Below are 14,250 nucleotides of genomic sequence, written 5' to 3'. Positions count from 1 at the left end.
GCGTGGCTCTTTTTGCAGCGCTGGACGGACGTCAACAGCTTGCCATTCCGGCAGAAGCTTTTGCGCGCGGAGATATGGAGCACTCGCTTTCCGAGACCGTTCGCCGTGGCACCCGTTTGGTGGCACCCAATATCGCAGCGCGTCCCTCCGACCGCTCCGTTATGGAAGTCTCCACCGTCATTCACGACGGTGACAAGGAAGTGGTTCGCAAGGTCCCCTTCGCCCATGTGAAGATCTCGCTCGCGGCCAATTATAGTACGCAGGATGACTATCCCGCTTTCGATCCGCTCAACATCTTTGCCACCGACGATGAGCCTGAAGCCGCCGGGGCGAGCAAAACCGGGACGATCTACGGGTCCGAAGTGGAATCGGAAGTCAGCCTGAAATCAGTTCCTTTCCCGACCAAGCACAGCCCCTTCGCCTATGCCGGCGCGATGAGCTTCGATGAGGTGGAAGAAGCGGTCCGTTCCAACGGTTCTATCCTGACGGACGGCAACGAACAGCTTGCTGCTCTCTACTATATCGACCCCCGCCGTTTCGAAGCGGATGAGGATGTGGATATTACCGCAGGGCTTTCGGCCCGCGTCGTTGAACAGAACATGTCCGTGTCGACGCCGCAGGCGCCGACGATAAAGCTGCCCGAATATGCCGACGACGTCATTCCCGTGCGGCAAAATCAGACGATGGAGGCCGCCCTTTTCGGCGCAGGCTATTCCAAGGAACAAGCCAAACAGACCGCCGCGGCCTTGGCATCCGTTAACGGAACGCCGGATGTCCAGGCGGGTGACGTTCTGCGCATCGGCATTTTGCAGGACGATGAGAAGAGCGATATCGTTCGCGCCAGCCTGTATAGAAAGAACCGTCACGTCGTGACGGTGGCTGCAAACGACAAGAAGACATTTGTCGCTGCAAGCGAACCGCCGCAACTCGATGCAGTAGCGACCGCCTTCGACGGCGGTAACGCGCCGATGACAGCCAATCGCGATTTGCCGCGGGTTTATGATGGCGTTTATCGTGCCGCTCTTGCCTATGGTATGAACCAGAACATGATATCGCAGCTCATCAAGCTTTTGGCGAGCAGCGTCGATTTCCAGGCACAGCTGAAACCGTCGGATTCTCTTGAGGCCTTCTTCTCTGTCGAAGGACCGGATGGCAAGGCAACCGAACAATCCGAATTGCTGTACGTCAACGCCAAGTTCGGCGACAACCAGACGCGTTTCTACCGTTTCCAGAATCCGGAAGATGGCAGCATCGATTACTTCGATGGCGAGGGCAAAAGTATCCGCCAGTTCCTGCTGCGCAATCCTGTTCCGAACGGTCGCATGACATCCGGTTTTGGCATGCGCCGTCACCCGGTTCTGCGCTTCAGCCGTATGCATACAGGTACGGACTGGGCAGCGCCACGCGGTACGCCGATCATTGCCACGGGTAACGGAATCGTCGAAAAGGCTGGATGGGCATCCGGTTACGGAAACCAGACTTTGATCCGCCATGCCAATGGCTACGTTTCCTCCTACAACCACCAGAGCGCTATTGCCAAAGGTGTCGTGGAAGGCGCGCGCGTGACGCAGGGCCAGGTGATCGGCTATGTCGGCTCTACCGGTCTTTCAACGGGCGCGCACCTGCATTACGAGTTGATCGTCAACGGCACCAAAGTGGATGCGATGAAGGTTCGCCTGCCCGGCGGCAAATCCTTGTCCGGCCAAGCACTCGCACGCTTCTCGGATGAGCGGCGGCGTATCGACACCCTGCTGAATATAGACGGCAAGGGCGAGCAGGTCGCCAGCCGATAAAGCGTGTCGCGATCTTTCAGATTCGCTCATACGCTTTAGGTCTTAGTTATCGCATATCGTTGTCGCAAAACCGCTGCACACTTTTGCGCAACATGCTTTAGTCAAATTTTTGCTAGATGCCGTCACACCTAAGCGGAGCGACATTAAGCGCGCTTGGCTGCGGGAAAAATCTTGGCGCGGCGAATGACGACATGGCCGTGATCTCCGGCTTCCACCGACGATTCCGGTGGTACATCGAACTCGAGGAGATCGCCTTCTTTCGTCGTGGCGATCACACGCCGCTCCCCTGCCCTATCCAGAACACGGGTGACTTGCGCGGCAATCCCATCATGCAGATCCTCCCATTCCAGATCCGCGGGTCGGGCATAGATCTCGACCGGGCCATCCGCCTGACCATAGGCAAACTGAACCTCAGTGTTTCCGACATAGACCTTGCCGTTCTTCGCAACACCGGAAACCTTGTTGGTATCTCCCAGAAAAGTCATGACGAAGGCACTGTTCGGCTGGCGGCAGACCTCTTTCGGCGTGCCCTGCTGAATGATTTCACCCTGATTGAGGATGACGACGCGATCCGCAAGATCGAGCGCCTCTTCCTGATCGTGTGTGACAAAAATCGTGGTAATGCCCAACTTGTCGTGGATTTCGCGAAGCCATCGACGCAGATCGCGACGCACATTTGCGTCCAGTGCCCCGAATGGCTCATCGAGCAACAGAACCTTCGGATCGACGGAAAGCGCGCGTGCCAAGGCGACGCGTTGCCTTTGCCCACCGGAAATCTGCGCAGGGAACCTGTCGCCCAACCCCTCAAGCTTCACCAGCCGCAGCAACTCCTGAACCCGGGCGTCGATTTCGGCGCGGCTCCGCTTGACGCGTGACACTTTCATCCCAAAGGCGATATTCTCGTTCAGCGTCATATGCGGGAAGAGTGCATAATGCTGGAAGACGAAGCCGACGCCACGATCGCGGACGGGAATGTTGGTCGCATCCGTGTCGCCAAAATAGATGTGGCCGCCATCGGTATATTCGAGCCCGGCCACCATACGGAGAATCGTCGTCTTACCGGAGCCGGAAGGGCCGAGAAGCGCCAGCAATTCTCCGCTTTCAATATCGAGCGAGACATCGCGCACGGCACGAAACGTGTCGAAAGTTTTGACGACATTCTGCAGGCGGATTTTCATGAACTCGTCTCCGTGGCGGTGGCGTTTGCGGCGCTCAGCTTTTTACGGCCGCGACCTGCCCCGCGCCGCTCCAATGCGACTTTGGCGATGATCGTAACAACGGCAAGCGCCGCTAGAATGGAGGCGGAGGCAAAGGCGCCCGCAGCCTGATAATCGTGATATAGAAGCTCGATATGCAGCGGCAGCGTATTTGTCTGCCCGCGAATATTGCCTGACACGATGGAAACAGCGCCGAATTCGCCCATCACGCGGGCGTTGCACAGCACGACGCCATAGAGCAGCGCCCATTTGATGTTGGGCAGCGTCACAGAGATGAAGGTGCGCCAGCCAGATGCGCCAAGAGAGGTTGCCGCCTCTTCCAAGTCGCGTCCCTGCGCCTGCATCAGCGGGATCAACTCACGGGCAACGAATGGAGCAGTGACGAACATCGAGGCGATGACGATGCCGGGCAGAGCAAAGAGTATCTTGATCTCGTAGGCATCGAGCAAGGGCCCGAAAAGACCCTGTAAGCCATAGACGAAGAGATAGGCCACGCCGGCAACGATGGGCGATATAGAGAAGGGAATTTCCACGATCACCAGCAGGAAACGCTTGCCCCAGAAGTCGAACTTGGTGATCGCCCAGGCGGCTGCGACACCGAACAACGTGTTGATTGGCACCGCAATCAGCGCCGTGATCACCGTCAGCATGATCGCGTGACGTGTATCGGGATGATTGATAGTCGCAGCATAGGTCTTCAGGCCCTGGGAAAAAGCCTCAACAGCAATGACCAGCAGAGGCGCCACCACCAGGAATGCCCCGATAATCAGGACGAAGGCGATCAGGCTGCGACGCACCCAAGGAGTATCGCCGACCCGCGGCGGCTTGCGACGGGAGGAAACAGCGCTCATCCTCTAGCTCCTCACCGTATAGCGCAAAGCACGCGACTGTAGATAATTGGTGAGCGCCAGCATCAGGAAAGCCGTGATCAGCAGGACGGATGCGATCGCTGCAGCCGCCTGATAATCATATTCCTCCAGCCGGATGAAGATCAGCAAGGATGTAATTTCGGTCGAAAAGGGTTGATTGCCGGCAATGAAGATGATGGCGCCGAATTCGCCGAGGCTGCGAGCAAAGGAGAGCGACAGGCCGGCAAGAAGTGCCGGCGTCAAAAGCGGCAGGATGACCTTGCGGAAAATCTCGAGATCCGATCCACCGAGCGACTGGGCGGCTTCTTCCAATGCAGGGTCGAGATCTTCAAGTACGGGCTGCACGGTACGAACGATGAAGGGTAGACTGGTGAAGGCCATCGCCACGATGATGCCGAGCGGCGTGTAAGCAACCTTTATTCCGACTTCAGCCAGAACGAAACCGAACCAGCCGTTTCCGGCAAAGAGCGCCGTCAGCGCTATTCCCGCCACCGCCGTCGGTAACGCGAATGGCAAATCTACGATCGCATCGACCACCCGCCAGCCAGGAAAGCGGTAGCGCGTCAGCACCCAAGCAAGGGCGAGGCCAAAAATGACGTTGAAGAGCGTGGCCGCCAGCGCGCAAAGAACCGTGACGCGGTAGCTCGCGACGGCTCGCGGAGACGATATGATGTTCCAATATTCCGCCGGTCCAAGACTAGCCGCCTTGAAGACGAGTGCTGCCAGGGGAAGGACGACGATGATGCCGACGTAAAGCAGCGTGACGCCGAGAGACAATTTGAGGCCCGGAAGGACATTGCGTTTCAAATCTTCCCCCTTTGCATCAGCGAAGGTCCTGTTTCTCGGCACAAATGGAGAGACACAAGATCAAAAATCGACCCGGCGGGAAACCCGCCGGGTCGATGTCTATTCGTGCCATAGAACGATTAGCGATTGCCGTAAAGCGCATCCAGTTTTCCGCCAGAGGCGAAATGTTCTTTCTGGATCTTGTCCCAGCCGCCGAAAACATCGTTGACGTTGACAAGGCGAATGCTTGGGAACTGGTCCTTGAACTCGGCCGCCACCTTTTCATTGTGAACGCGATGGCCGAACTCGGCGGCGATGCGCTGGCCTTCCTCGGTATAGAGGAAGTCGAGGTAAGACTTTGCCAATTCGCGGGAGCCACGCTTGTCCGCGACCTTGTCGACGATCGTGACCGGGAATTCCGACAGCAGGCTCACCGACGGGACGACGCCTTCGAACTTGTCCGTGCCATACTGCTTGGCAATGCCGCGGGTCTCGGCCTCAAAGGTGATCAAAACGTCGCCGATCTCACGCTCGACGAAGGTGGTCGTGGCGGCGCGGCCTCCGGTATCGAAGACAGGGACGTTGGCGAAGATCTTCCTGATGAATTCATCGACCTTGGCCTGCTCGCCATTGAATTTCTCATTGGCGAAAGCGACAGCGGCCAAATAGGTATAGCGCGCATTGCCGGACGTCTTCGGGTTCGGGAAGACGATCTTCACGTCATCACGAACGAGATCATCCCAATCTTTAATATTCTTGGGATTGCCCTTGCGCACGAGAAAGGACGGGAAGGAGTAAAAGGGTGATGCGTCGTTGGGGAAATCCTTCTGCCAGTCGGCGGACACAAAACCCTGCTTTACAAGGAAATCGATATCCGTGACCTGATTGAAGGTGACGACATCTGCGGCCAGACCTTCAACGATGGCGCGGGCTTGCTTGGAGGTGCCTGCATGCGATTGGTCAATCGTCACGCCCGGATGGGTTTTAACAAAGGCTGCGTTTTCAGCCGCAAAGAGCTCACGCGCGACATCGTAGGATGCGTTGAGTAGCGTCTTCGGCTCCTCTGCGGAGACGGTGGTGGAAATCAAAGCAGCAAGTGCGGCGCCAATAAGCGCAATCCGTTTCATGTAAGCCCCCATGGATACCATTGGAGGCGGAGAATAGAGAAGGAATATAGCCTCCGCGAGGAACGGTGAACCTCAAGCCCATCCATCTTGAGAATGTTCATCTCCCCTGACCGCTCTTTTCGCAGTAATTTTCCGGCAGGCCTCTAAACCCATGCGCTGGCAAAAGCTGAACCCTGAAGCTCGCAGAGCAACCGCGTCGATATTAGATGTGGCTTGCAGTACGGGCGAGTAACGTTTTGGATACGACCGCATGAGGTGACGTCCCATGACTTCATAGAGAACCGATCTATTGACGCTCCGGCTCCAAATACGCGGTTTATGCCGGCCTCCGAGCCCCTCTTATTGCGTCGCCAAAATTATTTCGCATGTCGCACTTCCAAACCTGTTTTAGCAGAGTTCGGATGCCGCTACTCGATCACACACCATTTATCGAAGGGAGGGAAGACAGGGCACCGCGAAGCGTATTGAGTATCTTAGAGAAACAAAAAATGCTGCCTATTGCGACGCAGCAAATTGACTTGACCGACTGCCGAATCGTGGCATCTACTACAACATCGGCGCGAAAATCGGAATCGATTTTCGGAAAAGCACGATGCGTAGATTTAGAGAGTGAGAGGCGTCCTTAGTACATTCAAAAGGACGCATGTCGCTCTGGAGCCATAGAAGACCGCGACTCATTCCTGTCCAGCGTTGCCGCTGGACCATGCAGACAGCCCGTAACGGGTTAAGTGTTACGCCAGGAGATAGACATGCAGGTTTCAGAACAAGAGTGGATCAGCAAGCGGGCTTATACGCTTTGGGAGAGCGAAGGCCGCCCGCACGGTCGTGATGCCGAGCACTGGGAGCAGGCGAAAAAGGAATTCACTCTGCTGCAGAGCACGAAGGCGACCAAGCCCGCGCACCGCAAAAAGGGCGAAGTCAAAGCAGCCCCCGTCCCTCCCGAGACAACAAAACCCAAGCCACGCGCCAAGAAGTCTGCGACCCAATAAAGGCCTCAGAACAAGTCAGCCCTTCAGATACTCCAGCCTGCATAAAAAAGCCCCGTTCAAGCAGAGCGGGGCTTTATCGTATCGACTGACAAGACGCACGCTGCGCAAGACTGAGCAGCGTTTTGCGGGCGGGTGACGCTTTAGAACGTCAAAGCGCGATCGCCGTTTTCGTCCTTGATCCGGCTCGGCAAGCCGATCTTGTTCAAGAGGTTGAGGAACGGCTGCGGCGGAAGTTCTTCGACATTCGCCATCTGCTTCACGTCCCATTCACCCGTGGCAATCAGCATCGCTGCTGCGACCGGCGGAACGCCAGCCGTGTAGGAGATGCCCTGCGAGCCGACTTCTTCGTAGGCTTCCTTGTGGTCAGCCACGTTGTAGATGAAGACTTCGCGCTCCTTGCCGTCCTTCGTACCCTTGACGATATCGCCAATGCAGGTCTTGCCGACATAGTCGGGCGCCAGCGAAGACGGATCGGGCAGCACGGCCTTGACCACCTTGAGCGGAACCACTTCCAGACCTTCAGCCGTCTTGACCGGCTTTTCGGACAGGAGGCCAAGGTTCTTCAGAACGGTGAAGACGTTGATGTAATGGTCGCCAAAGCCCATCCAGAAACGAACATCCGCGCCATCCATATTCTTGGAGAGCGAATGCACTTCATCATGGCCCGTCATATAGGCCTTCTGCTTGCCGACGACCGGCAGGTCGAATTCCTGTCCGACTTCGAACATCTGGTTCGTCTGCCACTGGCCGTTCTGCCAGGAATAGACCACGCCGGTGAATTCACGGAAGTTGATTTCCGGGTCGAAGTTGGTCGAGAACCAGCGGCCATGGCTACCGGCATTGATATCGACGATATCGACCGAAGTCACTTTGTCGAAATACTCATTCTTGGCCAGACGCGCATAGGCATTGACCACACCGGGATCGAAGCCGACGCCGAGAATGGCGGTGACGCCCTTGTCCTTGCATTCGGCGGCACGCTTCCATTCGTAGTTTCCGTACCACGGTGGCGTCTCGCAAATCTTTGTCGGATCCTCGTGGATCGCGGTATCCATATAGGCAACACCTGTGTCCATGCAGGCCTGAAGAACGGACATGTTGACGAAGGCCGAACCGACGTTGATGACGATCTGGACGCCCGTCTTCTCTATCAAGGCCTTCGTGGCCTCGATATCCATGGCGTCCAGCGCATGGGCTTCCAGTTTCACCTCTGTCTTGAGGCTCTTCTTTTCACGTACGGATTCGACAATCTTGCGGCACTTATCGACAGTGCGTGACGCAATATGAATGTCTCCCAATACATCGCTATTCTGGGCGCACTTATGCGCCACGACCTGTGCTACGCCACCGGCGCCGATGATGAGAACGTTCTTCTTCATTTCAGGTGATGCCTCCTTTTCCCCGCAGGGATGGCTTGTTGAGAATGAGTGCTACATGCGCCTTTCAAAGCGCGCTGTTACGACAGACTTTGCTGATAGTCGACAAAGTCGAATTCACGGACGGTTCGAATGCTGCCGTCCAGTTCCTTGATGGCGATCGCCGGCATCTTCACACCGTTGAACCAGTTCTTCTTGACCATCGTATAGCCCGCTGCATCCTGGAAAGAGACGCGATCGCCGACCTTCAACTCGTTTGCGAACTTGAACTCGCCGAAAACATCGCCCGCGAGGCAGGACTTGCCGCATACCATATAGGAATGATTGCCTTCGTTGGGAGAGACTTTGGCGTTCTCGCGATAGATCAAGAGATCCAGCATATGGGCTTCGATGGAGCTATCGACAATGGCGAGGTTCTTGCCATTGAACAGCGTGTCGAGAACAGAGACTTCCAGCGTCGTGCTCTTGGTGATCGATGCTTCGCCGGGCTCAAGATAGACCTGCACGCCATATTTTTCAGAAAACTGCTTGAGGCGGTCGCAGAACTGGTCGAGTGGGTAGTTCTCGCCAGTAAAATGAATGCCGCCGCCGAGGCTGACCCACTCGGCCTTAGACAAAAGCGAGCCGAACTTTTTCTCGATCTGGCCAAGCATCTTGTCGAAGAGGCCGAAATCATTGTTTTCGCAGTTGTTATGGATCATGAAACCGGAAATGCGGTCCATGACCTTTTCAACCTTCGCCACATCCCATTCGCCGAGACGGCTGAAAGGGCGAGCTGGGTCTGCGAGATCGAAAGTGGAAGAACTCACCTGCGGATTGAGGCGAAGGCCACGAACGATGCCGGACGCCTTGTCGGCGAAGCGTTCAAGCTGACCTACGGAGTTGAAGATGATCTTGTCGGCATGGGATACGACCTCATCGATCTCGTAATCGGCATAGGCGACGGAATAGGCGTGCGTTTCGCCGCCGAACTTTTCGTGTCCCAGTCGCACCTCGTAGAGCGAGGACGACGTCGTGCCGTCCATAAACTCAGCCATAAAATCGAAGACCGACCATGTGGCAAAGCACTTGAGCGCGAGAAGAGCCTTGGCGCCCGATTTTTCGCGCACATAGGCAATCTTCTCCATGTTGCGGAGAAGCTTGGTCTTGTCGATCAGGTAGTAAGGTGTTTGCAGCATCGGCCAGTTACATCGTCCCATTGATAGAGATCATACGATCATTTTCCGGGCCTTATATGATGCTTGTGACAGGAAAACAAACCTGTCGAAAACAATTGAAAAGATTCTCTGACGAGTTTTCGCAAATTGCGGGAACAAAACTCTAAGCCCTACGTTTTGAGATCAGGCGCATTTTGACACCTTAGAGAAGGATTGAACATGGCAAGCGTTCGCAACGTGGAAGACAAGGTACGCGAAACCCTCAATAGCGCTGAGGCCGAGGATGTGTCGGCACAGCTGTCGCAGCTGCGTGACGACCTTTCCAACCTTGCAAAGAGCGTCAAGGCACTTGGCGTTGGCGTTTCCCACGAGGTCAAGGCACAGGCATCTCGCGTTGCTGATGACGCTATGGCGAAGTCTGAGCAGACCGTTCACGCGGTTCGCGACGAAATTCAGACACTGAACGACAACCTGGTCTACCAGGTTCAGCGCAACCCGCTTCAGTCTCTCAGCATCGCGGTCGCAACCGGTTTCCTTCTTGCCCTTGTTACGCGTCGATAAGGCGCAAACATGCTTCAAGCATTTTTGCTCTATCTGGGCGACACACAGCGGGAAGGCACTTTCGTCACGCGCCGGATAAAAACCGGTATCGTGCTGAGAGTGCTTGCTGGCTTTTTCTTCCTGATTGCCGTCATCGCTGGCGGTATCGGGGGATCTATCTATCTCGCTAAGGAAATTGGTGCTGGCCCGGCCGCTTTGGTCATTGCTGGCGTCGCTTTTCTGCTGGGTGTGATCATGCTGGTTTGGCTAGCGCTCCTTCGTCGCCCGACGGCTTATCGCCGTGCGCCGGTGGTGTCGCCGCTTGCAACGGCGCCGTTGGCGGTTGAGGCGATGGCAGCCGGCGCTCTCGGAAAACGCCCGTTTACAACACTGCTGATTGCCATGGCGCTTGGTTTCATCACCACACGCACGACAATTCGTAAGAAGTAAAATCATTACGCGCGTCCCGCTGTTTGCAAGGGACGCGCGCATTTACCTTTGCAGTTCTTTCCAAAAAATTCCCCCTACCCTTCTTCCGACAAAATGATACGCAGTCTCCAACAGTCGCTTTACGAAAGGATGTTGGATGCGAAAGAAAGTTCTCGTTGTCGGCGGGGCCGGATATATTGGCTCCCACACCTGCCTGTTGCTTGCAGAGCGCGGCTACGAACCTGTCGTTTTCGACAATCTCTCCAATGGCCATGAAGAGTTTGTTCGCTGGGGACCATTCGAGCAAGGGGATATTCGCGATAGGGCGAGGCTGGACGAGGTCTTCGCCAAGCATCAACCGGAGGCGGTTCTTCACTTCGCAGCGCTGATCGAGGTCGGTGAATCGGTCAAGAACCCGGTCGCCTTTTACGACAACAACGTCATTGGCGCCCTGACTCTATTGTCCGCGACGATGGACGCGGGCGTGAAGGCTTTCGTCTTTTCATCCACATGCGCGACCTATGGTTTGCCCGAACGTGTTCCGCTGGATGAAGGCCATCCCCAGGCTCCCATCAACCCTTACGGCAGAACCAAATGGATCGTGGAGCAGGCGCTCAAGGATTTCAGCACCTACAAGGATTTAAACTCTGTGATGCTGCGCTATTTCAACGCGGCGGGTGCTGACTTTGAGGGCCGCATTGGAGAATGGCACAAGCCGGAAACGCATGCCATCCCACTCGCGATCGAGGCGGCACTTGGACGCCGCCAGGGTTTCAAAGTGTTTGGCACGGATTATGACACGCGCGACGGCACATGCGTGCGCGACTATATCCACATTCTCGATCTCGCCGATGCCCATGTCAGGGCGGTGGACTATCTTTTGTCTGGTGGAAAGACCGTAGAGCTCAACCTCGGCACCGGGACCGGAACGACTGTCAAGGAGTTGCTCAACGCGATTTCGAAAGTCTCAGGCCGCCCGTTTCCCGTGGAGTTTGCCGAGCGGCGCGAAGGCGACTCCACCACACTTGTCGCCAACAACGACAAGGCGCGGGACGTTCTGGGATGGGAACCGCGCTATACGCTGGAGGACATCATTTCTTCCGCATGGCGCTGGCACTCGACCCATAACGCGGAGCGCTGACCTCAACGCGACGCAAAAAAACACCGGCCCCAATGAGGCCGGTGTTCTGAGAAACAGCGTCAAGCTGCCTCTCGCTCCTCTCCCGTAACAGGATTAGGGCTTTGTGGCACCCGTCTGCGTGGTGTCGGTTGCCGCCGGCGCCGTGGTGCTTGCATTCGCGTTCTTGTCCTTCAAGGTCATGAACTCAGGCGCTGCCTTCAGCGATTCAGCGGTTTCGGTCGTCGTCAGACGAATGGTACCGTTGTCGGTGTCGCGGGTAACGGTAATCTTGTCCATCGGGACGGCGACGTCCTTGGCGCCGATTCCGAGGAAGCCACCCACACCGACCACAGCCGCAACGATGCCGCCGTTTTCTTCGAGGATAAGGTTGGTCACGTTACCGATGCTCTCGTCGGCAGAAGTGTAGACCGAGTTGCCGATGTAGTCATTGGCGCTGATCTGGTTGGCTGCCTGCTCCGTCAGGTAGGAGCCGGATGCAGTGCCAGCGTTAGCGGACGTGTCGGTTGCACCAGGCGTTGTCGGCATGACCGGGGTTGCCGGCGCAGCGTTCGGGCTTGCAGGTGCCGTCGTGCTTGGTGCAGGCTGAGTTGCGTCCTGGGCGATGGCGAGCGGTGCGAACGCTGTTGAACCCATGAGGGCGGCCGTCGCGATAAGGGTCAATGTCTTTTTCATGTCGTACCTTCCTTTCATCGTCGTAAAACTAAACTGGCTGGGGACAGTTCATCCGTCCTTTTCTTCAACCTGTTCGCCGAGCAAACGAGACGGCCGCAAAATTGGTTCCGGGTTTTTCGCCGTGATCAACAAAGGGTGAAAGGAGAAAAAAGCCTATAGATATCCCTCTCTGCCGCAACGAACGGCATTGTGCCGCCAAATTAGACAGGTATTATCTATACGCAATTCAGCATAAAAGCTGACATTCATGGACGTTTAAGGGCGTGACAATTTCCAGGTTTCGAGCATTCTTCGCCAGACTGTCTCCTACAGCATCGATCGGTACCTACATCGTCATCATGACGACGCTGGTAACCCTACCGCTGATTATCTTCGCCGGTTATCTGATGCTGCGGCTGGAAGCGGATGAGCGGGAAGATTTGCAGCGTGAAGCTGTCGACGATGCCCGTGCCATCAGCCGAAACATCGAGCGGCGTCTTCAGGAACTGAGCACCACGCTTAATCTCCTCGCGCAGTTTCCAGAGTTGGAAGACGGAGATCTTGCCAGCTTTCATCAGCGTGTCAGTGAAAGCCTGCGCAGGCGAAACATCTACGTGGTGGTCGCCACGCGCGACGGCGTCCAGAAGGTCAATACGCGTGTGCCCTATGGGCAGCCTCTGGGTCAGGTCCCAGCAGACGCCCATATAAAGGAGGCGATCGATGCCAAGCGGATCATGCTTTCGAACATCTTCTACGCCAACAATCGGAAGGAGTGGGTGTTCACAGTCACCCTTCCCCTGCCCCGTCAGCTCGCAGCCGCCGGCGACGTATTGATCGTTACCCAAGCCGCGCGAGATCTTTCGAGCCTGATTTCTACGGATGCGATCCCGGCTGGATGGTCGGCAACTTTGCTCGACAGCGGCGAGCGCGTGGTGATTTCCAGCAATATGGAACAGGCAACACCCGGCAAGATCTACGAGCCTGCACAACTGGCGGCCGACATGTCCGCATTCAGCGGTAGCTTTACTGATACGCACAACAATATCTATGCCTATGCCCAGCTTCCCGGCTGGCCTTGGAAGGCCGTGGTGGCCGGGGCGATAGACCGAAGCGACTCGGCCCTGCGAAGCACCTGGCGACAAATGTTGATCGGCAGCCTCTTCATCGTACTGGTCGCAGTCTTCGGCACCTACCTTGTCGGCCGGCAATTGCGGCAGTCCGTCAAACAGCTCGTCGATGTTGCAGAACGCATCGGCGCAGGCGAAATCGTGTCGCGCGTCGAAACCAATGTCAAGGAACTCAACCAGGTCGGTGTGGCGCTCTCCAACGCGTCTTTCGACCGCAGCCAGGCGGAAGATCGCAACCAGCTAATCTTGCACGAACTGGTTCATCGATCCAAAAACATGTTAACGCTGGTGCAAGCCATGATGCGCCAGTTGGCGCGGGAGAACACAACAGTTCCCGAATTACAGAAGGAGGTCGATCACAGACTTCGTGGTCTCGCTATGTCGATCTCGGCACTGGCTGAAGTCCAATGGGACGGTCTGCCAATCCACCGTCTGGTCAAAGGTCACCTTGAGGTGTTCGGCTCGACAGCGGACCAGGTGACGGTATCAGGCGAGGATTTTCTGCTTTCGCCAGAGGCGGCGCAGAATCTTGGCCTCATCCTTCACGAGCTCAGCACCAACTCAATCAAGTATGGCGCGCTCTCTGTTAAGGAAGGACGCGTGCGCCTTCATTGGGCTCTCGACCCCTCCGATCACGATATGGTGAAGATGGAGTGGATCGAAAACGGCGGTCCGCCGGCAAGCCAGCCTTCCCGTCGTGGATTTGGCTCGACGATCATAAAGCGACACGCAGAGAGCGCGTTTTCTGCCACTGTATCAACAGATTACGCAGAAACCGGATTTACTTGGACGATGACGGCGCCGGTGAAGCGGCTGCAGAAAAGAAATACTGGCACAGACACTGCGTAAAATATCTTGAATGAATTGGAACCAAGAAAGACTGTGTACGTTTTTCAAGCACGCCAGGCCATTTCCCCGTCCCCGCCTAGAGGCCCGGCGCAGCAGGTTTTGCCCCTGAAAACCTGCCCCTGAATAGCACGGCTCTCCCCCGAGCCGTGCTTTTCTTTTTGGGCTCACTGACGGACGGACATTGATCGTCCACGAAGTC

The 14,250-nt window shown here is 56.2% G+C and carries 13 protein-coding genes (1 of these 13 running past the window's edge); 6 read left to right on the top strand and 7 right to left on the bottom strand.

The features are described from left to right. Positions 1 to 1,793 carry the 3' portion of a M23 family metallopeptidase gene (locus QE408_RS07070; RefSeq protein ID WP_306929686.1) on the top strand. It extends 148 nt beyond the left edge of the window, so only the last 1,793 of its 1,941 coding nucleotides appear in the window; the start codon falls outside the window, past its left edge; the stop codon is at positions 1,791 to 1,793. A 143-nt stretch (positions 1,794 to 1,936) separates the two neighbouring features. On the opposite strand, the gene QE408_RS07065 is transcribed toward QE408_RS07070, so the two are convergent. The 4 genes from QE408_RS07065 to cysP form a co-directional block, all read right to left on the bottom strand. Further along, the gene (locus QE408_RS07065) at positions 1,937 to 2,971 is read right to left on the bottom strand and encodes a sulfate/molybdate ABC transporter ATP-binding protein (RefSeq protein WP_306929684.1); all 1,035 of its coding nucleotides are present in this window, start codon (positions 2,969 to 2,971) and stop codon (positions 1,937 to 1,939) included. Beyond that, the gene (cysW, locus tag QE408_RS07060; protein WP_306929681.1) at positions 2,968 to 3,861 is read right to left on the bottom strand and encodes a sulfate ABC transporter permease subunit CysW; all 894 of its coding nucleotides are present in this window, start codon (positions 3,859 to 3,861) and stop codon (positions 2,968 to 2,970) included. Before cysW ends, QE408_RS07065 begins: the two co-directional genes overlap by 4 nt. 3 nt (positions 3,862 to 3,864) lie before the next feature. Then, positions 3,865 to 4,686: a sulfate ABC transporter permease subunit CysT gene (gene cysT, locus QE408_RS07055; RefSeq protein WP_306929680.1), complete on the bottom strand. Its 822-nt coding sequence runs from the start codon at positions 4,684 to 4,686 to the stop codon at positions 3,865 to 3,867. Between the two features lie 119 nt (positions 4,687 to 4,805). Next, on the bottom strand, positions 4,806 to 5,792 hold the full coding sequence (cysP, locus tag QE408_RS07050; protein ID WP_306929678.1) for a thiosulfate ABC transporter substrate-binding protein CysP: 987 nt from the start codon (positions 5,790 to 5,792) through the stop codon (positions 4,806 to 4,808). A 749-nt stretch (positions 5,793 to 6,541) separates the two neighbouring features. On the opposite strand from cysP, the gene QE408_RS07045 reads away from it, so the two are divergent. Further along, positions 6,542 to 6,781 carry a DUF2934 domain-containing protein gene (locus QE408_RS07045; protein ID WP_306929677.1) on the top strand — a complete coding sequence of 80 codons (240 nt, stop codon included), beginning with the start codon at positions 6,542 to 6,544 and terminating at the stop codon, positions 6,779 to 6,781. Positions 6,782 to 6,921: 140 nt separating this feature from the next. Here the strand turns inward: QE408_RS07045 and QE408_RS07040 are convergent, their stop codons facing one another. Next, the gene (locus QE408_RS07040; protein ID WP_306929676.1) at positions 6,922 to 8,160 is read right to left on the bottom strand and encodes a saccharopine dehydrogenase family protein; all 1,239 of its coding nucleotides are present in this window, start codon (positions 8,158 to 8,160) and stop codon (positions 6,922 to 6,924) included. A gap of 77 nt (positions 8,161 to 8,237) precedes the next feature. Then, a complete protein-coding gene (nspC, locus tag QE408_RS07035) occupies positions 8,238 to 9,335 on the bottom strand; it encodes a carboxynorspermidine decarboxylase (RefSeq protein ID WP_306929675.1) in 1,098 nt (365 codons plus the stop codon). 198 nt (positions 9,336 to 9,533) lie between these two features. Here nspC and QE408_RS07030 point away from each other — a divergent pair, with 198 nt between their 5' ends. The 3 genes from QE408_RS07030 (at position 9,534) to galE (ending at position 11,424) form a co-directional block, all read left to right on the top strand. After that, positions 9,534 to 9,875, top strand: a complete 342-nt coding sequence (locus QE408_RS07030) for a DUF883 family protein (RefSeq protein ID WP_306929673.1) — start codon at positions 9,534 to 9,536, stop codon at positions 9,873 to 9,875. Between the two features lie 9 nt (positions 9,876 to 9,884). Beyond that, positions 9,885 to 10,304 carry a hypothetical protein gene (locus QE408_RS07025; RefSeq protein ID WP_306929671.1) on the top strand — a complete coding sequence of 140 codons (420 nt, stop codon included), beginning with the start codon at positions 9,885 to 9,887 and terminating at the stop codon, positions 10,302 to 10,304. Positions 10,305 to 10,440: 136 nt separating this feature from the next. Next, positions 10,441 to 11,424 carry a UDP-glucose 4-epimerase GalE gene (gene galE, locus QE408_RS07020; protein ID WP_306929670.1) on the top strand — a complete coding sequence of 328 codons (984 nt, stop codon included), beginning with the start codon at positions 10,441 to 10,443 and terminating at the stop codon, positions 11,422 to 11,424. Between the two features lie 93 nt (positions 11,425 to 11,517). Here galE and QE408_RS07015 read toward each other — a convergent pair whose 3' ends face one another. Then, positions 11,518 to 12,096, bottom strand: coding sequence for a PRC-barrel domain-containing protein (locus tag QE408_RS07015; RefSeq protein ID WP_306929667.1), 579 nt, complete (start codon positions 12,094 to 12,096; stop codon positions 11,518 to 11,520). 263 nt (positions 12,097 to 12,359) lie between these two features. On the opposite strand from QE408_RS07015, the gene QE408_RS07010 reads away from it, so the two are divergent. Beyond that, positions 12,360 to 14,051, top strand: a complete 1,692-nt coding sequence (locus QE408_RS07010; protein ID WP_306929666.1) for a sensor histidine kinase — start codon at positions 12,360 to 12,362, stop codon at positions 14,049 to 14,051. Positions 14,052 to 14,250 lie beyond the last annotated feature (199 nt).

The organism is Agrobacterium larrymoorei (assembly GCF_030819275.1).
Taxonomy (GTDB): domain Bacteria; phylum Pseudomonadota; class Alphaproteobacteria; order Rhizobiales; family Rhizobiaceae; genus Agrobacterium; species Agrobacterium larrymoorei_B.
Note: the sequence above shows the minus strand (reverse complement) of the source record. Positions and strands in the feature narration are given on the sequence as shown.